The following is a 19,728-nucleotide window of genomic DNA, read 5'->3' as shown; positions in this document are numbered from 1 at the left end:
CGACGCCCTTCAGGCGCGTTGGCCGGTGTTCGCGGTCGCCGACTGGTTGATGTCCTTCGTGACGGACTGCACGACCTTGTCGGCGATCTCGCCGACCTTGCCGCCGATGTCCGCGTTGCCGACTTCTGCCTTCAGGACGTCCGCCGCCGTGGTGACGGCATCACGTCCGGCGCCGACAACCCGCGCGCCGGCGCTGCCGATCATGTCCTTTTCGGCCTTCGACAGCGGCAGCGCCGCGCCTAATGCAGCGCCGAGCGCCGCCCCGAGAGCCGCCATCAGGATGGGCTGTTCTTCGAGAAGGTGCGCCAGGCTCTGCCTTGTCTGGTCGGCCAGCGTCGCGGCCTTTTCCTGAGCTGCGTCGGCCAGGCCCGCGGCCTGGTCGCGCCGGTCGTGCATCTCGCGACGGCCCGCCTCGATCTCGCTGTCGACTTTGTCTTTCGCGGCGGCATAACCCTCGCTCGCCTTGTGCCGGACTTCGCCGACGGTGTCCGCGACGCGGTCGCTGACGGCGCTGGCGGCATCGCGTGCTGCGCCCGCCACCGAGGAAGCGGCCGATGACGCGGCACCGGCGGCCGATGACGCGGCACCGGCGGCTGCGGATGCCATCGTTGAAGCGGCGCTGCGCGCGGCGCCGGCTCCCGTCGCGGCAGCGGACTTCAGCGTCGAACCCGCCACCCCCATGACATCCGAGCCCGTGGTGCGCGTCAGCAGCATGGTGATGCCGGCGCCGATCAGAAGCGCGGGCACGGGATTGGCCCGCGCCTGCTCGGCCAGGGTCTTGACCAGGGACAGGCCGGTATCCTTCACCAGCGATATGGCTTCAGTGGACAGCGCGGAGGGGGCCAGGCCGTCACGCAGCTGGCCGAGCGTATCGGCGAGTTCGACGCGGCTGGCATCCGCTTCGCGTTGCAGGCGAGCAGTCGAGGTCATGTCACGGTCTCCTTCATCATGCGCCCGTCGCGCGACAGCGAGGTCAGGGTGCGGTCGGGAACCAGCTCCTCGGGGTTGAGCCGCTTCTGGCCCACCAGGAAGAGCACCAGGCCGATGACGGCAGCGCCGCCTGCGACCACGAGGATGGCGGCGGGTGGAGACATGCCGTTGGCGATCAGTACGCTCACCAGCGCCTGCAGCAGCATGCCGAGCGCCGCAATCAGGAAAATGGCGCCGGCGGCCATCAAAGCGAGGCCGATACGCAGTGCCGCAAGCTTTTCGGAAACTTCGGCGCGCGCCAGCCGGAATTCGGTCTGGACCAGGTCGGCCGACTGCGCGACGGCGGCGGTGAACAAGGTCACGACGCCGGGGCGGCGGGGTGTGTTGAGCATCATGCCTGCTCTCCGTGGCTGTCGCTGTTGCTGTCGGACGGCGTCGCAACCCCGGCTTTGATCAGCCGCGAAAGGGCGAAGCCCACCAAGGCGGCGCCGGCGATCATGGCGATGGGCTGCGAACGGCCGAACTCGACGGCCGACGTCATCAGGTCTCCCACTTTCTTGTCCCGAAGGTCGGTCGCCAGTCGGTCAATCTTTTCACCCGCGCCGCGCACATAGTCTGCGATCGCGGGTGATTGCTCGGCGACGCTGTCGGCGATGGTGCTGGCGGTGCGTCCGAGACCAGCCACGGCATCCGCCCCGGCCTGCTTTGACTTGTCCGCCACCTCTTCGACCTTCTTGCCCACCGCTTCGCCGACCGCGCGGGCGACGCCGCTTGCCTGGTCCTTTGCCTGATCCGTTGTGTGCTGAGTGCTGTCCGGCATGTACGCCTCCGTGTCTGTTCCTTGTGTCAGGAACGAGGCGTTGAAGAACAAGGTTGCTCCGGCCGACTGATTACCGTCCGGCGCTGGCTGGTGACCCTGCATCACGGTCGCTGATTTGGAGCAACTCCAAACTTGGTGCCTCGTTCTCCTGGCGCCGACAAACAGCGATCAAACGGACAGCGAAGCAGAAGGGACCAACAAGCATGCCCACCAAACGGCCCGCCAAGCGCACGGCTCACGCGAAGAAGCCGAGCGCCAAACCATCACGCCGTCCTTCCGACCAGCCGACGCCGGAGATCTCAATGGCCGCCGAACCGGGCAACGCCCTGCCGCCGATGCTGCCGCGCACCTCGGGCCAGGTGACGCCAAACGACAAGCCGCCGTCGCCGCCCCAGGACACCGACAAGACCCTCGACCTGCAGCCCGACACGCTGGCGCCCGGCCAGCAACTGACGACCAACCAGGGTGTGACGGTCAGCGACGACCAGAATTCGCTGAAGTCCCACGTACGTGGTCCGACGCTGCTCGAAGACATCCTGATGCGTGAGAAGATCACGCACTTCGACCACGAGCGCATTCCCGAACGCGTGGTCCATGCCCGCGGTACCGCCGCCCACGGCGTCTTCCAGGTCTATGAAAGCCAGGCCCATCTCACCATGGCAGCGCCGCTACAGGACCCGACCGTAAAGACGCCGGTCTTTGTGCGCTTCTCGACCGTAGCGGGCTCGCGCGGCTCGACCGACACGCCGCGCGACGTGCGTGGCTTTGCCGTGAAGTTCTATACCCCCGACGGCGTGTGGGACCTGGTCGGCAACAACATGCCGGTGTTCTTCATCCAGGACGCCAACAAGTTCCCCGACCTGATCCATGCGGTGAAGCCCGAGCCGCACAACGAGATCCCGCAGGCCCAGTCGGCCCACGACACCTTCTGGGATTTCGTCTCGTTGACGCCGGAAAGCGCCCACATGCTGATGTGGGTGATGAGCGACCGTGCCCTCCCGCGCAGCTTCGCCACCATGGAAGGCTTCGGCGTCCATACCTTCCGCTTGGTCAATGCCGATGGCGTGTCGCGGTTCGTGAAGTTCCATTGGAAGCCGCTCAAGGGCGTCTGTTCCCTGGTGTGGGAGGAGGCACAGCTCATTTCAGGCAAGGATCCCGACTTCAATCGGCGCGATCTCTGGGAATCGATCGAGCGCGGCGACTTCCCCGAATACGAGCTCGGCCTGCAGGTGGTCGAGGAGACCGACGAACACAAGTTCGGCTTCGATCTCCTGGACGCCACCAAGATCATTCCCGAGGAGGTCGTGCCGGTTGTTCCGGTGGGCAAGCTCACGCTCAACCGCAACCCGGACAACTTCTTTGCCGAAACCGAGCAGGTGGCCTTTCACACCGGCCACATCATTCCGGGCATCGACTTCACCAATGACCCGCTGCTGCAGGGTCGGCTGTTCTCCTACATCGACACCCAGCTTCGCCGAGTCGGGCCGAACTTCCACGAGCTGCCGATCAATCGCTCGCTGCGACCGGCCGACAACAACCAGCGCGACGGCTTTGCCCGCATGACCATCAACAAGGGCCGCGTCTCCTATTTCCCCAACAGCCTGGGCGGCGGTTGCCCGATGCATTCGCCTGCCGCTGCCGCGGCGTTCCGCTCGGTCGCGGTCAAGGAGCAGCCCGGGCCGAAGGTGCGCGAGCGCAGCCCGAGCTTCAGCGATCATTTCAGCCAGGCGACCCAGTTCTGGAACAGCATGAGCGACTGGGAGAAGGACCACATCGCCGCCGCCTTCGCCTTCGAGCTGAACCAGGTGGTCGACGAAGTCGTGCGCGACCGCACCATGAACGAGATCCTGGTGAACATTCACAAGGAGCTAGCGGCGATGGTCTCCGAAGCGACCGGCATCGCCGTGAGCCCTGCCGGCTCGCCCGAGGCGCCGACGCCTTCGGCGCCGACGCCGGCCGGTCCGCTGCGCAAGGATGCCGACAAGCTGCGCTCACCAGCGCTCAGCATGGACAAGCCTCCTCCCACCATCAAAGGCCGCAAGGTCGCCGTGCTGCTGGGTGACGGCGTCGATACCGGTGAGGTCGAGGCCCTGCTCGAGGCGCTGTCTGCCGCCGAGCTGGTGCCCGAGACCATCGGGCCGCGTGCCGGCGCCGTCGCTGCGAGCGGGGGGCCGATGAAGGTCAATCGCGCCGCGCCCAACGCGCCATCGGTCGTCTACGATGCCGTGCTCGTGCCCACAGGTGTGGGGCCGGCGCTGGCGGCTCAGACGCTGGCGCAACGCTTCCTCCATGAGGCATGGCGTCATGGCAAGCCGATCGCCGTGGCGTCCGATGCGGAGACGCTGCTCGAGGCGTCTGGCGTACCGGCATCGAGCGACGGCGTCACCGTGGCCGAGGCCGCCGAGTTGGCGGAACAATTGACAACCGACCTCGGTCGGCATCGGTTCCCGCGCCGGGTCTCCGTGCTGCGCCCATCATGATGGACGTCGTGCATGGATTGAAGAACGATGCCACCTCGCTCGACGGCACCAATATCATCGCATGGCAAGGGGGCTTCACGGGCCGAGGCTCTACCAACGTTCCCGTGTTTCCTTGCCTGGCAGATCCTTGTCGATGTCGACCCACGGCAATCGACCTTCCACACCGTAGTGATGACGTGGCGTGACTGCGGCCGGGTCGTCGAGCGTGCCAACGGCCAAAGCTATGTCGCTGCGTCCGTCATAGGCCAACGCCAGGGGCGTGCCGCACCGTCCACAGTGGCTGCGGACGGCGATCGGCGAGGAACGGAAAAGCGCGGGCGCGGCGCCATCCCAGGAAAGGTCGCTGCGGGAAAACCAGACCAGTGTGGCAAAGCCCGAGCCGGTCCATCGACGGCACATGCTGCAATGGCAATGGTGGACGACGCGAGGGCCTGCAGACGCTTGCCAGCGGACGGCGCCGCATAGGCAGCCGCCCGCAAACAAGGGGCGTTCGGAGGTGCTGACCGTCATCACCCATCAAAACGGGTAGACCACTCATGAGTTGCTTGATTCCACCTCCTGTCGTAGCCGGTCGCGATGCTCGGTCCGCATCCTCAGCGCTCGCTCAGCGGTGGCCAGCACTCGTCGGGCGCTATTGGCGTCCTGTCGCTGGCGCTCGATCCGCTCGACCGACTGGCGCTGTCGCTCGACCCGGCGGGTGGTCAGCGCCACGTTTCGCTCGGCATCCTCCAGCAGCTCGCGAAGCGCGTCGCCGTCGGCGTCACCCGATTCTGCATCTGAACCGGCGCGGCCTGCCGCAGAGAAGCTGCCGTAGCGACGCGCATAGGCGTAGGTGAACTCGGATCCGAGCAGGAAGATCTGCGCCGTGTAGAAGATCCACAGCAACAGCACCACCAGCGCTCCGGCCGCGCCGTAGGTCGAGGCCACGTCGCTCTTGCCGATATATAGGGCAATCAGATACTTGCCCGCTTCGAACAGCAATGCCGTGACGAGTGCTCCGATCGCCACGTCGCGCCAGGCGATGGGCTTGTCGGGCAGCACCTTGTAGATCGCCGCGAACAGGAAGCCGATGAGGGCCGTGGAGATCACGAAATCGACGACAGTGAGCACGATTTCCGCGCCCGGAAAAATGCCCCTCAGGTAACCCGACAGGGCTTCCAGGGCCGCGCTCACGGCAAGGGACACCGTGATCAGGAAACCGGCGGTCACCACGAGGCCGAGACTGGCGGCGCGGGCCCGCGCCAAGCGGCTGAGCGCCGACCGCCGTTCCCTGGCCTTGCGATCCTTGGCCTTCCAGACGACGTTCAGCGCGGACTGGACCTCGCCGAATACGCCGGTCGCCGTGAGGATCAGGGCGCCGACGCCGATCGCCGTCGCCCACAGCCCGCCCTCGCGGTCTCCGACCTTGTGCACGATCTCTTCGAGGGCCTTGGCTGTCGACTCGCCCATCAGGCCGCTCAGCTGAGCGACGATGGCGGCTTCCGCCGCCTCTCGGCCAAACACCAGGCCGGCGATGGCAATGATAATCAACAGCACGGGTGCGACGGCGAACAAGGTGTAATAGGCGATCGCAGCTCCGTGGCTCAAGGCTTCGTCGGCGATGAAGCCCTTCACCGTGTCCTTGGCCAGTTCCCAGACGCCCATGGCATCGAGTCCATATGGTGGGGTCAGAACGAGCTTCGCTCGCTGCCGTTGCGCGCTGCGGCGGTCCGTTATCGAACCGTCGCTTCCGGCCTTCTCGGGTCGTCTCTAGTTTTGCGTGGCGAGGAGGGGACGATGAAGGCGTTGCGCGCCAGCCACCCTCAAGACCGGCTGCCAATGGAGATATCGAAGCCGTTGTTTCGGGCCGGGCAAAGCGCCTATCCTCCGCGACTGATCGACTGATGGAAGATTCCAAAATCGCGGCCAGTGGCCAATCCGTCGATGCCCGTAAGAAAGAGGCAGAACAGTCGCCGGCGACATTGGGCGACGTGCTGTACGCCAAGCCCAAGGCTGTGGTGCTGGAGGAGGACTGGGCGGCACTCGTCCGATCGATCGCCGCGGGCGACCAGTTCGCGCTGCATGCTCTCTACGAGAGGGCTCATCGCATGGTGTTCACGCTGGCTATGCGGATCACGGCCAATCGGGAAACTGCTGAGGAGCTGACCGTCGACGTCTTCCATGACGTCTGGCGGCGCGCGGCGGGCTACGACGCCGCCAACGGCACGGTGCTCGGCTGGATCATGAACCAGGCGCGCTCGCGGGCGATCGATCGCCTGCGCTTCGACAGTCGAAAGAAACGCAGTGATGGCGGCGACATGCAGCAGCCGCCGCCCGAAGCTGCTGCCGATCCGTGTGACGAACTCGAGCTTCGCGAGCAAGCCGAATGGCTGCGCGCGGCGTTGGTGGTGCTCACGCCGGCCGAGCGCCAGGCGATCGAAACGACGTTCTTCGGCGGGTTGACGCACGCCGAAGCTGCGGCGCGGCTCAATATGCCGCTCGGGACGATCAAGACGCGCATTCGTTCGGGACTGCACAAGCTGCGGCAAGCGCTGGCTGCACAGGCGGGGATGCCATGACCACGCTCGACGAGGAAGGCTGCGGGCAGAGCGAGTTGACGTCGGCCTATGCTGTCCAGGCTCTGCCGGCAAGCGATGTTGCCGCGGCGGAAGCCCATATTGCCGCCTGCCCGCACTGCCAGCGCGAGTTGGCGGCCTTGCGTCCCGTGGTCGACCGGTTCGTCTCCTGGCCGACCGACGTGTTGCGTCCGCCGACGCCGCTGCAGGCACGCCTTGCGCAGCGGATCGCCGCGGACACCGGGAGAGAACCGGTGCCGCCGCCGGCACCGCAATGGCGCGAGCCGGACTGGGAGCAGGTCGCCCCCGGCATCGAGTGCAAGCTGCTGGCGACCGATGGCGAACGGCACCGGGTCAGCATGCTGGTGCGCCTGGCGCCCGGTGCGCGTTATCCGGCGCATACCCATGCCGGTGTCGAAGAGTTGCATCTCCTCGATGGCGAACTGTGGATCGACGAGCGCAAGCTTGTGCCCGGCGACTACAACTACGGCCCACCGGGCGCCAGCGACGAGCGCGTCTGGAGCGAGACCGGCTGCACCTGCGTTCTGGTAACCAGCACCAGGGATACCCTTCGCTGAAGGGACTCTAGGGCGACCAATCCAGCGGCGCGCGTTTGTCGTTCTAGAGGGTATGAAGCCGTGGGAATCCCCCTGCGAACGGGCCGAGCTGGCCTGCGTCCATGCCCTGCAGGCCTTGCCGGCGAGCGAACGGGCGCCGATTCAGGCCCATATCGACGGCTGTCTGCACTGCCGGCACGAGTTGGAGAGCCTGCGCCCGGTGGTCGATCGGTTTGTGTTGTGGCCGATCGACGTGCTGCGTCCGCCGACATCACTGCAGGCGCGTCTTGCGCAGCGGATCGCAGGGACGAGCGGCAAGCCGCTGGCGGGCCCGCCCGCACCGCGATGGTCTGAGCCCGATTGGGAACAAGTCGCGCCCGGCATCGAATGCAAGCTGTTGGCGACCGACGGTGCAAGGTATCGGGTCAGCATGCTGGTCCGCCTGGCGCCTGGCGCGCACTATCCGGCGCATACCCATGCGGGCACCGAAGAGCTGCATCTTCTCGACGGCGAACTCTGGATCAACGAGCGCAAGTTGCGGCCGGGTGACTATAGCTGCTGTGCGCCGGGCACCGCCGATCAGCGCGTCTGGAGCGAGACGGGCTGCACTTGCGTTCTCCTCACCAGCACCCGGGACATTCTGCAATGACCGTAGAGGCACCCGCCCGCGACGGAGGACGGTCAATGACGCCGTGGCTCAGTGGCAAATCTGTCCTGATCGTCGAAGACGAATTCCTCATTGGCTTGATGCTCACCAAGGAGATCGAACGCGCCGGTGGCACCACCATTGGCCCCGCGACATCGGTTGCCGACGCGCTGAAGGAGATTGAGACCCGGGTCATTGATCTGGTCATTCTCGATGCCAAGCTCGTCGACGGCTCCGGTGCAGACTTGGCCGTGTGCATCGAGGAGCGTCGAATTCCCTATGTGGTGGTCAGCGGTTACGACGAGGTGGACCTGCCGAGTGGACTGAGAAGGGCCCCCTTCATCGCCAAGCCCATATCAGTGCCGGTTCTGTTGGAGGCAATCGAAGGTCTGAGCGCCGGCTTAATGCCGACCGAGCGCTCTTCCTGGTCGTCCGCCGATCGCTTGTGAGCCGCGCCTGAAAGCACTTTGGCGTGAGCGCATGCTTGCACTGCAGGCACTCGCGTTTCTGCGCCCATATGGCCCATATGGGGCGCAAAAACTATGAGAACAGTAGTCATTTCTTGTTGTCATTGAAATTGACTTAAGTTATCATCAGCGCATGCCCGTAACCGGACATCCGACCGTGCACAAAGCCGAATGCAGGCGCACGTCGCTGCCTGCTGGGCGTCACCAATGCGGAATTGGCCGAGCTGGATGCAGCCGGCGAGCGTGCGCGCCTGGAAGGTGATTGATCCTGCGGCAGCCATGCTAGGATTGCCGGCGAGGGCAGGATGGCGGACGTTCAGGACAGGTTCCCACAGACAGTCGTCGCGGCGCATACTGGGTCTCCGGTTGTCCCCGCGGCGTTTACGATGACGGCCGTGCTCGCCGCCGCGTATCTGGTGGTCGGCGCGGCACTGCTGCCCTTCGCCCGGGAAGCGGGACCCGACCTGCCGGGCTTCAACGCGCTGTTCGCCGGCGGCGTGTTCGTCATCGAGGGTGTGACCGCTTTCCTGCTGATGGTTCTCTATCGTCGCCAGCCCCAGCGCTCCGTGGTGCTGCTGGTCGGCGCCTACCTCTACTCCGCCGTCATGAGCCTGGGCTACCTGCTGGCCTATCCGGGCGCCGTCGCCGCCGGCCGTCCGTTGATGGGCACGCCGCAATCCATCGGCTGGATCTACAACAACTGGGTCGTAGGCTTCGCTTTGTTCACATTCGCCGCCGTGCTGGTCGAGGTGCTGCAGGGCCATCGACGCTCGCCCGATCGCCAGGCCCGGCGGCTGGGCACCCTGGTGCCGGCGCTGGCGACGGTTGCGGCCTTGGCGATGAGCGGCCTGGCGATCATGGTGGGCGATCGGCTGCCGCTGCTGGGCGCCGGCGGCACGTGGACGTCGTTGAACGCGATCTTCAATTCCGCTGCGGCACTCCTGCTGGCGGCCGGCGTTGCCCTGATCCTGCTCGCCATGCGGCCGCCGCGCGACCTGTTCCTGTGGTTGAGCCTCGCTCTCGCGGCCATCGCCATCGGCAACATGCTCTCCGTCGTCGGCGGCGCCCGCTACACGGTCGGCTGGTATGCCTGCCGGCTGAGCTGGCTCGTCTCGAGCGGCGTGCTGCTGCTCTACTTCCTCGGCAAGTTCGTGCGCCAGGAAGGCGAGCTCAGCCGCACCACCGGCGACCTGGAGGAGCGCACCCGCGAGCGCGACCGCATCTGGAGCGTGTCGGAAGACCTTTTGGCCGTTGCGACCTTCGACGGTTACTTCCTCACCCTCAACCCCGCCTGGGAGAAGATGCTCGGCTGGAGCGAGGCCGAGGTGAAGGCGATGAACACTGACGCGCTGCGCCATCCCGACGACGCCGCGCCCGCCCGGCAGGGCCGCGCCAGCCTGGCCGAGGGCGCGCCGACGGTGCGCATGCAGAACCGCTTCCGTCACAAGGACGGCAGCTGGCGCTGGATCTCCTGGACCATGACGACCGACCAGGGGCTGATCTATGTCGCCGGCCGCGACATCACGGCCGAGAAGCAGGCCGAGGAGACGATGCGCAAGGCCGAGGCCGATGCCGCGCATCGCCACAAGATGGAGGCGCTGGGCCAGCTCACCGGCGGCGTGGCGCACGATTTCAACAATCTGCTGATGATCGTGAGCGGCTACATCCCGCGGCTCAAGGAGGCGGTCGCGTCAGACCTCAAGGCGAGCCAGGCGGCGCTCGCCATCGAATCGGCGAGCCGCCGCGGCGCTGCCCTGACCCGCCAGCTGCTCAGCTTCTCGCGCCGCCAGCCGCTCAATCCGGAAGTAATCGACGTCGCCGCGACCATCAAGGAGCTGGAGCCGATCCTGCGCAGCACGGTGGGGCCGCAGGTACGCCTGGAGCTCGCCCTTGCGCACGATCTCGGCCTGGTTCGCGTCGATACCAGCGAGTTCGAGCTGGCGCTGCTCAACATCGTGCTGAACGCGCGCGACGCCATCCAGCAGGACGGCGTCGTGACCATCTCGGCCGAGAACCGGCAGCTCGACGGCGGGAATGCGCCGGATGGCCTCAGCGGCGCCTTCGTGGTGATCGCCGTGCGCGACAGCGGGCAGGGGATTGCGCCCGACGTGCTGTCGCGGGTGTTCGATCCTTTCTTTACGACCAAGTCGGTGGGCAAGGGCACCGGGCTGGGGCTGTCGCAGGTCCACGGCTTCAGCCATCAGTCGGGCGGCACGGTCACCATCGACAGCACGCCGGGAAGAGGCACGGTCGTCACGCTCTACCTGCCGCGCTCGCCCGAGTCGCGGCCGGCCGCGCACGACGACGAGGCCGCGCCCAGCACGGCGGCCGGCAAGGTGCTGCTGGTCGAGGACAATGCCGACGTGGCCGCGGTCGGCCAGTCCATGCTGGAGGAGATCGGCTACACCGTGCGCCCGGCGGCCGATGCCCGGCAGGCCCTGGTGATGTTCGAGGCGGAGGATTTCGATCTCGTGGTCAGCGACATCGTGATGCCGGGCGGCATGAACGGCATCGAGCTCGCCGAGGAGCTGCGCCATCGACGGCCCGGCCTGCCGATCGTCCTGGTGAGCGGCTATGCCGCGTCGGCCAGCGCCGTACCCGAACAGTTCCCGGTGCTGCGCAAACCCTTCCGCCTGGAGCAGCTCGCGCAGACGATCGCGCGGGTCTCAAGCTGAAGAGTATGAGCTTGCAAAGCGACCGCGGCGACTTTAGGAGCGTCGCAGCGGGGGAATGTCATGAACGAGATCGAGTCGGTGATCGCGCGGCGGCTGGCGTTTCTCGAGCGCGAATTCGACCGTATGGGTGGCGCGGCCGACGATGCCGAGCACGACCTCAGGCTCAATCCGAGCGATCCCATCGCACGCCGACAGCTCGAGGCGATCTATGCCCTGGCCGGCAAGACCTGGGCCGAGATCCTGGAGTTGCGGGCGCGCCAACCCGGTCATCATGCCGTCATCCGCTACGACCACCACGCCGATCGCTCGGCCGACCGCGCCTACCGCCGGGCGTTGCTCTAAAGGCGTTACTTCAGGCCGTAGATCGCAAAGTCGTTGGCGACTTCGGGATTGATGGTGAGTGCGGCGTCCTGGTCACCCTTGCCGCCCGCGGCATCGCCCATCCTGATCCGGGCCAGGCCACGGCCGTAGAGCGACAGGGCGCGATTGGGATCGATCGTCAGGGCGGCATTGTATTCGTTCAGGGCCAGCGCCGGGTCGCCGAGCTTCAGGTAGATGAAGCCGCGCGTGTCGCGGACCTCGAGATTGAGCGGCAGCAGCTTCAGCGCCTGGTCGCTGTCGGCCAGCGCCGCCACCAGGTCGCTGCCGGCGATGGCGCGGGTCAGGGCGCGGTTGTTGTAGGCGAGGCCCATGTTGGGATCGATGGCGATGGCCGCGCCGTAGTCGGCGATCGCCTTGTCGTACCGCTTCAGCGCAAACTCGGCATAGCCGCGATTGTAGAGGGCGAGCGGATTGCTGGGGTCGATCGCGATCGCCTTGTCGAGGAGTTCGACGGCGGCGCCGGATTGGCCCTGCATCGAGCGGATGGCGGCGAGGTTGGCCAAGGCGGCGGCGTAGCGCGGGTCGAGCTTCAGCGCCGCCTCGTAGTCGCGCGCTGCGCTGTCGAGATTGCCGCGCCGGCCCTCGGCCAGGCCGCGCGTCAGCAGCACGACGGGATTGTCGGGCGCCAGCGCCACGGCGCGGTTGAGATCGGCCATGGCGCGGCCGACGTCGCTCAGCTGGGAGAAGGCATCGCCACGGCTTATCAGCGCCCAGACATTGTCGGGCTCGATCACCAGCACCTTGTCGAAGTCCTCGATGGCGCGGTCGTAGGCGCGCTTGCGCGTCGCCAGCAGCACGCCGCGGCCGAGGAAGGCGAGCGACGATTTCGGGTCGGCCTTGATCGCCGCGCTGTAATCCTCCAGCGCCTTGTCGGTCTGGCCGCTGCCGTCGAGCGCCACGGCGCGCCGGTAGAGCGCCAGCGAATCGGGATTGCTGGGGTCGATCAGCCGGTCGTAGCGCTGGACCGCGTCGATGTAATCCTCGCCGGCCAATACATTGTCGCCGAGCGCGGTGCGGGCGATGCCGCGGTTCAACCGCGCCAGCGCGATCTCGTCGGGCTTGAGCTGGCGGCTCTGCAGCGCCTTGGAGCAGGCGGCGGCGCGGCTCTGGGCGTCGGCGCGGGTCGGAAACAGGCCCGACACACATTCGGTATAGGCTTGGCGGACCGTCGTGTCGTCGGTGCCCTCGCCGGCCGTCGGTGCGGATGGCGCCGCGGCCGGAGCGGCAGGGCCCGACGTTGCAGGGGTTGGGCTGGCTGGCTGGGACGCGGCCTGCTGTGCCGGTGCGCTGGCGGGCGCCGGCGTCCGGCTGAGATGGTCGACGGCGAGATAGCCGATCACCGCGACCAGAAAAACCACTGCAAAAGCCAGAAACTTGCTACTCGCCGACATCGCCCGCTCCCTTGCCGCCGACCACTAGAAGGTTTCCACCATCGCGACAACTTGTATGCTGGGGCGTGGTTATAATGGCGTTTGAGCATCGATCTTGATCGTCACGTCCTTTCCTCGCGCGATCCGCGAGATCGAGCACATGACGATCCCGCTGAAGGACGGCACGCGGCTCGCCGCGCGCCTCTGGCTGCCTGAAGATGCCGAGGCTGACCCGGTGCCCGCGCTGCTGGAGTATCTGCCCTACCGCAAGCGCGACGGCACGTATCAGCGCGATGCGCTCACCCATCCATATCTCGCCGGGCACGGCTATGCCGCGGTGCGCGTCGATATCCGCGGCTCGGGCGAGTCCGACGGCGTGCTGAGCGACGAATACAGCCAGCAGGAACTCGACGATGGGCTGGAAATCGTCGCCTGGCTCGCCGCCCAGCCGTGGTGCAGCGGCGCCGTCGGCATGTTCGGCATCTCATGGGGCGGCTTCAATGCGCTGCAGGTCGCGGCCCTGCAGCCGCCGGCGCTCAAGGCCATCGTCACGCTGTGCTCGACCGACGACCGCTACGCCGACGACGTGCACTACATGGGCGGCGCCAAGCTCGCCTCGGCCGATCTCGGCTGGGGCGGCTTCATCTTCGGCGATATGTGCCACCCGCCCGATCCTCTGTTGGTCGGCGAGCGCTGGCGCGAGATGTGGCTGAAGCGCCTGGCGGGCGTGCCGTTGTTCCTCGAGCGCTGGCTGAAACACCAGCGGCGCGACGCCTACTGGCGGCACGGCTCGGTGTGCGAGGATTTCAGCGCTGTCAAATGTCCGGTCTATGCCGTCGGCGGCTGGACCGACGGCTACAGCAACGCCGTCCCGCGCCTGCTGGAGCATCTCGACGGGCCGCGCAAGGGACTGATCGGGCCGTGGGCGCATGCCTATCCGCATTTCGCCCTGCCCGGCCCGCAGATCGGCTTCCTGCAGGAGATGCTGCGCTGGTGGGACCACTGGCTGAAGGGCAAGCCGACAGGCGTCATGGACGAGCCCATGCTGCGCGCCTGGATGACGGCGAGCCATCAGCCCGCGACGCATCACGAGACGTTGCCGGGGCGCTGGGTGGGTGAGCCCGTCTGGCCGCCGCCCGATCGCAAGCCGCATCGCCTGTTCCTGACCGACGATGGTTTGCAGCCGGCAAGAGCGTCGCCTGCATCGCGCGCTGTACGCTCGCCGCAGACGGTGGGCAGCGAGGGCGGCGAATGGTGCCCGTTCGGCCGCGGCAACGATCAGGCGGGTGACCAGCGGCCCGACGACTCGCGCTCGTCGCTGTTCGAGACGCCACCGCTCGACGAGACCCTGGAGATCCTGGGCGCGCCGGTCGTCACGGTCGACATCGCCTGCGACAAGCCGGTTGCCAATCTCGTGGCCCGGCTGTGCGACGTGCACCCCTCGGGTGAATCGCTGCGCGTCAGCTTCGGCGTGCTGAACCTCACGCATCGCGACAGCCATGCCGCTCCCGAACCGCTGGTGCCAGGTCAGCGCTATCGCGTGCGCCTGAAGCTCAACGATTGTGGCGCGACCTTTCCGGCCGGCCATCGCATCCGGCTCGCGCTCTCAACGACGTACTGGCCGATGATCTGGCCCGCGCCGTACGATGCGACCGTGACGATCCTCGATGGCACGCTCGACCTGCCGGTGCGGTGGCCGCGGCAAGAGGATGCTGCGCTGCCGCTCTTGCCGATGGCGGAAACGGCCGCGCCGGCTGCCGACACGCTGGGCTTCGAGCAGGGCGGAGAAGGCAAGTACGACCTCGACATCAAGGACGACGACCCGCTGAGCGCCGTCGCCGAGATGCGCAAGGTCCAGACCAAGCGGCGCGACGACTGGCAGGTGCGCATCGAAACCTCGATGCGCCTCACCTGCACGGCCGAAGCCTTCCGGCTGCAGGCAACGTTGCGCGCCAGCGAAGGCGCTACCGAGGTCTGCCATCGCGACTGGGACTGTACGATTGCCCGCGACCTCACCTGATCCGACGGCGTCGTCCGACCGTAAAGGAGTCGACCAATCTGGCAGGGCTCGAATGAAGGCGCGCGTCGAACGGCGAACAGTGGATCTGTCCGGCTTTCCGGACCTCGTGGTGATCTATCTCGGGATGCGCGTCCGCGGCTGGCGCGGCCTCATGACGTTGCTCGGCCTCGGTCCGCAGATCGACAGGGCAGGGGCCGACCAGCCGGACGGACTGCTGCACTTCGGTACCGGCTTCTGGCACGAGACCTATCATCGGCGCGGCGGCATGGAAGCGATCTATGCCGACATGGACAAGCCGGTCGGCTTGCTTGCTTTCGCGCCCGAGCTGCCCGCTCGTGGCTCGGCGTTCTCGGCACGCCAGCGCCTTGGTCTCAAAAGCGACGGTCCGGCGCCGCCACCTGAAGCGCCGGACGCAGAGGCCGCCTGAGACGTGACGGTCAGCGCACCAGCGAGTCGATCCAGCGTCCGAATTGGTCGAGCGGGTTGGAACGTCGTGCGGCCGCTTGTGTCCGCGTGCGTTGAGCCGTCCGCTGCGGCGGTGCGACCTGAGGCGCTGGGTCCAGGCGCAACTGGTCCAGCAGATCGCGGTCGATGTCGCCGGTCTGCGCCTGGCCCCGGCTCTGCTGGTAGCCCATGACGGCGTTGGCGGTCATGCGCCCGGCGACGCCGTCGGCCGGCCCGGGATTGAAGCCGAAGCCTTGCAGGCGCTTCTGGACTTCTCGCACCTCCTCGCCACGCAACGGCTCAGGCGCGGCGGGCGTGGTGGATGCCGAGGCACTCGACGGCGCGGGCTCAGGCGCCGGCGCGACCGGCGTGGTGTCGGGCAGGACGGTCGGCTGCGCGGCTGCGACCATGACGGGCGGTGCTGGTTCGACCGGCGCTGCGGCAACAGCTGGCGGGGCGGCCACTGGTGGCGCGACGGGCGGGGCAAGCGAGGCGATGCCGAGGGCGATCAGCGCGCCCACGGCGACGCCCGCCGTCAATATCTGCTGGCGCCGGCGCGCGCGGTCGTACGCCTTCATGGCCTCGCGCCGTTCCTGCTGTGCCGCGGCCAGGCCGCCGGCCGATTGGCGCGCCGCACGCTCGCCGAGCTTGCGCGAGAAGTCGGCCATCACGTCGATGAACATGGGGTCGTCGGGAGGCGATTTGTCGCGACGAGCGGCCTGCGGCCGGACTTTGCCCCACCATGAACCAATCGTGGAACCTATCGTGCCGTCGCCCAGCATGATCACACCTCGTCGATTGCTGGAGATACGCTATTGGGGCCGTGACATTGCGTGACCAATCGGAGACCAAACCCACAGGCCGACGTGTTATGGTTCGGCGGTTGCTCAATGAAGGGTGGGGGATGGTTTCCCGCAGGGTTGTGTTTGGTGGCGGGCTGGCCAGCCTGGCGTTGGCGGGTTGCGGCGGGCAGCAGCCCGTGGCGAGGCGCGGCGGAGATGTCTACATCGACCACCCGCCGACCGGACCGACGGGGTTGGACGCCGTCATCGACATCAGCCATGGCGTCGCGGTGAGCGACTTCGGCGCGATCCGCCGCAGCGGCATCCTGGGCCTCATCCACAAGGCGACCGAAGGCGGCGACTGGGTCGACCAGTCCTATGCCATCCGCCGGCCGCAGGCCGAGCAGGCGGGGCTGCTGTGGGGCGCCTATCACTTCGGCACGCGGCAGTATTCCGGCTCCGACCAGGCGATGTCCTTCCTCTCGGTCGCGCGGCCGGGGCCGTCGACGCTGATCGCCCTCGACCTCGAGCCCAATGACGGCAATCCGCGCAACACCATGACCTTGGCCCAGGCCGAGGTCTTCGTGCAGGTCGTGCGTCAGCAGACCGGCCGGCTGCCGCTGCTCTACACCCATCCGCAATGGGCCAACGGCCAGAAATATGGCCGCCGCGGCCTCAGCCTCGGCCAGCCGATACAGCCCGGCTCGCTGCTGGCCCAGTGCGATCTCTGGCTCGCCGACTATCGCGAGCAGCCCGACATCCCCTGGGCGTGGGCTGATCGCGGCTGGAAGCTCTGGCAGTACGCCGCCAACCAGACCGCGACCGACGTCGCCTACGGCTCGCACGCCCGGGCGGTGGCCGGCGTTGCCTATTGCGATCGCAATTTGTTCAACGGCGACGCCAACGCCCTTTACCGGTTCTGGAACAGCCGTCCCCGGTCATAGGCCAATCTCCTGGCGAAACCTGCCGCCGCAACCTGTGACAAAGTCGCCGGCAGAAATCCGACTGAAACCTTATGGGAATCCAGGCGTTGTAGGACCTCAGGAGCGGTATCAGCGTGGTTCCTCAAGGTCTTGATGCGGAGGACATCGTCCAGGTCGCTTTGAAGGCGCTGGACGGACGTCCCGACGGTAACCCTGCCTCGTTGGACGACCTTCCGACGGCCCTCTATGTGACCGATCGGGATGGCGTCGTGACTTGGTATAATCGCGCGTGCATCGACTTTGCCGGTCGCACGCCGGTTGCCAACAGCGACCGCTGGTGCGTCACCTGGAAGCTCATGACCAACGACGGCGCGTCGCTGCCGCACGACCAATGCCCGATGGCCACGGCGATCAAGGAACAGCGCTCGATCCGCGGCGTGACGGCCATCGCCGAACGTCCGGACGGCCGGCGGGTGGCCTTCCAGCCCTATCCGACGCCGCTGTTCGATGCCTCAGGCAAGTTCACCGGGGCCGTCAATCTCCTGGTCGACATCACCGCGGCACGTCGGCGCGACGAATTCCTGGCCCACGCCCGGCGCTGCCGCCGGCTCGCCCGCACCATCAACGATCCTCAGACCATCGCCGCGCTGCAGCGCATGGGCGAGGAGTACGAGACGACCGCCGCCGAGCTCGCTACCTCGGCCTAACCGTTACCCGTCAGTCGCAGGATCGCGTCGATGATGCTGTCGACCGGTCCGCCCAGCAGCCAGCCGATCACATTCAGGTTCTGCCCGAGCTGAGAGCCGATCAGCGGCAGGATGAAGATCAGGCCGATGACAATCATCATGCCGTAGCCTTCCAGCCGCGCCAGCGGCCGCGCGAGCACGTCGGGCAGCAGGCCGACGGCGACGCGGCCGCCGTCGAGCGGCGGCAGGGGGATCATGTTGAACACCGCCAGCACGACGTTGATGACGATGGCGTTCTCGAGATTGAGCACCGTCCATTGCCGCGCACCGTCAGGCAGGAAACCGACGAGGTGGACCAGCAGCGCCGCCGCGATCGCCAGCGCAATGTTGATGCCGGGCCCGGCGGCGGCGACCAGCACCATGTCGCGCCGTGGATTCTTCAGCGCCCGGAAATTGACCGGCACGGGCTTGGCGTAGCCGAACAGAAAAGGCGCGTGCAGGAACAGCAGCAGCCCGGGCAACAGGATAGTGCCGAATGGATCGACATGCTTCAGCGGATTGAAGCTGACGCGCCCCAGTTGCCACGCCGTGTTGTCGCCGCGCAGATGCGCCACGAAGCCGTGGCTCGCCTCGTGCAGGGTGATCGCCAGCAGCACGGGCAGCACCCATGTCGAGGCGGTGTAGAGGGTGCTTGCCAGTTGTTGATCCATGAACTCTTCTACTGAGACATGACGACGATGAACAGAGCTTCGGCCAGCCTGCTGTCGGCGCGCGAGCGTCGGTTCATCGAGACGCGACGGATAGGCCATCTGGCGACCGCGGATGCGCGGTCGGCACCGCACGTCGTGCCGGTCTGCTTCGGGCTGGTGGACGACAGGCTCTACATCACCATCGACCGCAAGCCCAAGCGCGAGACCGACAGGCCATTGAAGCGGCTGGGCAACATCCTGGAAAACCCGCAGGCAGCCATTGTCTTCGATCATTACGACGAGGACTGGCGGCGGCTCGCCTGGGTGATGCTGCGCGGCCGGGCGGAGATCCTGGCCGACGGACCGGAGCATGGCCGGGCGCAGGCGCTGCTGCAGGGCCGCTACCGGCAGCTCGCCGCCATGCAGCTCGCCGGGCTTCCCGTCATCGCCATCCGCATCGAGCGGACGGCAAGCTGGGGCGACCTCGGCGATTGAGTGCAACTGGCGGGAGGGGCCCGCGACGCACGGTCGCTTTGCTTCGGGGACGTTTGACAGGCATCGACCGTATCCAGCCATGAGCGCGTGCCCGGTGCGCTTGTCCCCGCCCTTTGCGGCGGGGCGATGCTCTATCGATTTTCGCTCCGGGCGGTCCCCTTCGCTGAAATCCCGCGTGCTGAGCGACCAAGGCAGGTGATCCTGATGCGCAATGTTTTCAGTGGTTTATGGGCTGCCGCAGCGGCGGCCTTGTTGTTCGTGTTTCCGGCCGGGGCGGCCAGTGGCGACCCCGGACAATTCGTCAAAAACGTGACAAGCCAGCTTGCCGACATCGCCCGGACCAAGAGCGGTCCGAGCCGCGATGCCGCCGTCCGCGAGGTGCTGCGCAACAGCTTCGATCTCGCCCACATCGCGCGCGTGGCGCTGGGCGGCTATTGGAGCCAGGCCAGCGAGCCGCAGCGGGCGCGCTTCCTGGTGGCGCTGGAAGCGGCCGAGGCGCGGGCCTACGGCGATCGGCTGGCCAAGCTTGCGACCTCCGACGTCACCATCGACAAGGTCGATGCCCGGCCCAACGGCGTGTCGATGGTGAAGGCCGTCTTCACCCAGGCCAACGGCGAGACCACGCGCATCGAATGGGAAGTGCACGACGACGGCCGCGGTGCGCGCATCGCCGACCTCAAGGTGGCCGGCATCAGCATGTCCCAGATCAAGCGGTCGGAGTTCAACTTCTATATCCAGGGCAACGGCGGCCAGGTCGAGCCGCTGGTCCGCGAGCTGGAAGCCCGCGCCAGCCGCTAGATCTTCGGAG

21 protein-coding genes are annotated in these 19,728 nt (G+C 67.1%); 13 read left to right on the top strand and 8 right to left on the bottom strand.

All coding sequences use genetic code 11. The features are described from left to right. Positions 1-9 precede the first annotated feature (9 nt). Genes RSO01_RS33555 through RSO01_RS33545 form a run of 3 tightly spaced genes read right to left on the bottom strand, consistent with a single transcriptional unit; the run spans position 10 to position 1,801 of the window. Entirely contained in the window at positions 10-930 is a 921-nt protein-coding gene (locus RSO01_RS33555; RefSeq protein WP_147154953.1) for a hypothetical protein, read from the bottom strand. Next, complete coding sequence (locus RSO01_RS33550; RefSeq protein WP_147154952.1) at positions 927-1,325, bottom strand: phage holin family protein; 399 nt, start codon at positions 1,323-1,325, stop codon at positions 927-929. Before RSO01_RS33550 ends, RSO01_RS33555 begins: the two co-directional genes overlap by 4 nt. Continuing rightward, positions 1,322-1,801, bottom strand: a complete 480-nt coding sequence (locus tag RSO01_RS33545; RefSeq protein ID WP_147154951.1) for a hypothetical protein — start codon at positions 1,799-1,801, stop codon at positions 1,322-1,324. Before RSO01_RS33545 ends, RSO01_RS33550 begins: the two co-directional genes overlap by 4 nt. Before the next feature lie 284 nt (positions 1,802-2,085). Between RSO01_RS33545 and RSO01_RS33540 the strand changes: the two genes are divergently transcribed. Next, positions 2,086-4,230 (top strand): catalase, encoded by a 2,145-nt coding sequence (locus tag RSO01_RS33540; RefSeq protein WP_147154977.1) that lies wholly within the window; start codon positions 2,086-2,088, stop codon positions 4,228-4,230. 90 nt (positions 4,231-4,320) lie between these two features. On the opposite strand, the gene RSO01_RS33535 is transcribed toward RSO01_RS33540, so the two are convergent. After that, entirely contained in the window at positions 4,321-4,740 is a 420-nt protein-coding gene (locus RSO01_RS33535) for a GFA family protein (protein ID WP_147154950.1), read from the bottom strand. Positions 4,741-4,764: 24 nt separating this feature from the next. Further along, positions 4,765-5,874 carry a YihY/virulence factor BrkB family protein gene (locus tag RSO01_RS33530; protein WP_147154949.1) on the bottom strand — a complete coding sequence of 370 codons (1,110 nt, stop codon included), beginning with the start codon at positions 5,872-5,874 and terminating at the stop codon, positions 4,765-4,767. Positions 5,875-6,113: 239 nt separating this feature from the next. Here RSO01_RS33530 and RSO01_RS33525 point away from each other — a divergent pair, with 239 nt between their 5' ends. The 6 genes from RSO01_RS33525 (at position 6,114) to RSO01_RS33500 (ending at position 11,472) form a co-directional block, all read left to right on the top strand. Then, positions 6,114-6,788: a sigma-70 family RNA polymerase sigma factor gene (locus tag RSO01_RS33525; protein ID WP_170303547.1), complete on the top strand. Its 675-nt coding sequence runs from the start codon at positions 6,114-6,116 to the stop codon at positions 6,786-6,788. Further along, positions 6,785-7,363: a cupin domain-containing protein gene (locus tag RSO01_RS33520; protein ID WP_147154947.1), complete on the top strand. Its 579-nt coding sequence runs from the start codon at positions 6,785-6,787 to the stop codon at positions 7,361-7,363. The genes RSO01_RS33525 and RSO01_RS33520 overlap by 4 nt, the downstream gene beginning before the upstream one ends. Before the next feature lie 52 nt (positions 7,364-7,415). Next, positions 7,416-7,991 (top strand): cupin domain-containing protein, encoded by a 576-nt coding sequence (locus RSO01_RS33515; RefSeq protein ID WP_147154946.1) that lies wholly within the window; start codon positions 7,416-7,418, stop codon positions 7,989-7,991. A gap of 35 nt (positions 7,992-8,026) precedes the next feature. Continuing rightward, positions 8,027-8,437, top strand: coding sequence for a response regulator (locus RSO01_RS33510; RefSeq protein WP_170303546.1), 411 nt, complete (start codon positions 8,027-8,029; stop codon positions 8,435-8,437). 404 nt (positions 8,438-8,841) lie between these two features. Then, positions 8,842-11,130 carry an MASE4 domain-containing protein gene (locus RSO01_RS33505; protein WP_170303545.1) on the top strand — a complete coding sequence of 763 codons (2,289 nt, stop codon included), beginning with the start codon at positions 8,842-8,844 and terminating at the stop codon, positions 11,128-11,130. A gap of 60 nt (positions 11,131-11,190) precedes the next feature. Further along, complete coding sequence (locus RSO01_RS33500; protein ID WP_147154943.1) at positions 11,191-11,472, top strand: hypothetical protein; 282 nt, start codon at positions 11,191-11,193, stop codon at positions 11,470-11,472. 5 nt (positions 11,473-11,477) lie between these two features. Here RSO01_RS33500 and RSO01_RS33495 read toward each other — a convergent pair whose 3' ends face one another. After that, positions 11,478-12,902, bottom strand: a complete 1,425-nt coding sequence (locus RSO01_RS33495; RefSeq protein WP_147154942.1) for a tetratricopeptide repeat protein — start codon at positions 12,900-12,902, stop codon at positions 11,478-11,480. Positions 12,903-12,996: 94 nt separating this feature from the next. Here RSO01_RS33495 and RSO01_RS33490 point away from each other — a divergent pair, with 94 nt between their 5' ends. Beyond that, positions 12,997-14,901, top strand: a complete 1,905-nt coding sequence (locus RSO01_RS33490) for a CocE/NonD family hydrolase (RefSeq protein ID WP_246158994.1) — start codon at positions 12,997-12,999, stop codon at positions 14,899-14,901. A gap of 52 nt (positions 14,902-14,953) precedes the next feature. Then, entirely contained in the window at positions 14,954-15,328 is a 375-nt protein-coding gene (locus RSO01_RS33485; protein ID WP_147154940.1) for a DUF4188 domain-containing protein, read from the top strand. A gap of 10 nt (positions 15,329-15,338) precedes the next feature. Here RSO01_RS33485 and RSO01_RS33480 read toward each other — a convergent pair whose 3' ends face one another. After that, positions 15,339-16,028 (bottom strand): peptidoglycan-binding domain-containing protein, encoded by a 690-nt coding sequence (locus tag RSO01_RS33480; RefSeq protein WP_147154939.1) that lies wholly within the window; start codon positions 16,026-16,028, stop codon positions 15,339-15,341. Between the two features lie 221 nt (positions 16,029-16,249). Between RSO01_RS33480 and RSO01_RS33475 the strand changes: the two genes are divergently transcribed. Next, a complete protein-coding gene (locus RSO01_RS33475) occupies positions 16,250-17,071 on the top strand; it encodes a glycoside hydrolase family 25 protein (protein ID WP_147154938.1) in 822 nt (273 codons plus the stop codon). Between the two features lie 113 nt (positions 17,072-17,184). After that, the gene (locus tag RSO01_RS33470) at positions 17,185-17,757 is read left to right on the top strand and encodes a PAS domain-containing protein (RefSeq protein WP_281291562.1); all 573 of its coding nucleotides are present in this window, start codon (positions 17,185-17,187) and stop codon (positions 17,755-17,757) included. Here the strand turns inward: RSO01_RS33470 and RSO01_RS33465 are convergent. Beyond that, positions 17,754-18,446, bottom strand: coding sequence for a site-2 protease family protein (locus RSO01_RS33465; protein WP_147154936.1), 693 nt, complete (start codon positions 18,444-18,446; stop codon positions 17,754-17,756). The two genes, RSO01_RS33470 and RSO01_RS33465, sit on opposite strands and share 4 nt — an antisense overlap. Before the next feature lie 27 nt (positions 18,447-18,473). Here RSO01_RS33465 and RSO01_RS33460 point away from each other — a divergent pair, with 27 nt between their 5' ends. Both RSO01_RS33460 and RSO01_RS33455 read left to right on the top strand, forming a co-directional pair. Beyond that, positions 18,474-18,920, top strand: a complete 447-nt coding sequence (locus tag RSO01_RS33460; RefSeq protein WP_147154935.1) for a TIGR03668 family PPOX class F420-dependent oxidoreductase — start codon at positions 18,474-18,476, stop codon at positions 18,918-18,920. A 309-nt stretch (positions 18,921-19,229) separates the two neighbouring features. Beyond that, positions 19,230-19,718, top strand: coding sequence for an MlaC/ttg2D family ABC transporter substrate-binding protein (locus tag RSO01_RS33455; protein WP_170303544.1), 489 nt, complete (start codon positions 19,230-19,232; stop codon positions 19,716-19,718). The last annotated feature ends 10 nt before the right edge of the window (positions 19,719-19,728 follow it).

Origin of the sequence: Reyranella soli (assembly GCF_007992495.1) — a bacterium.
Classification (GTDB): Bacteria; Pseudomonadota; Alphaproteobacteria; order Reyranellales; family Reyranellaceae; genus Reyranella; species Reyranella soli.
This window is presented reverse-complemented; position numbering and strand designations above follow the sequence as displayed.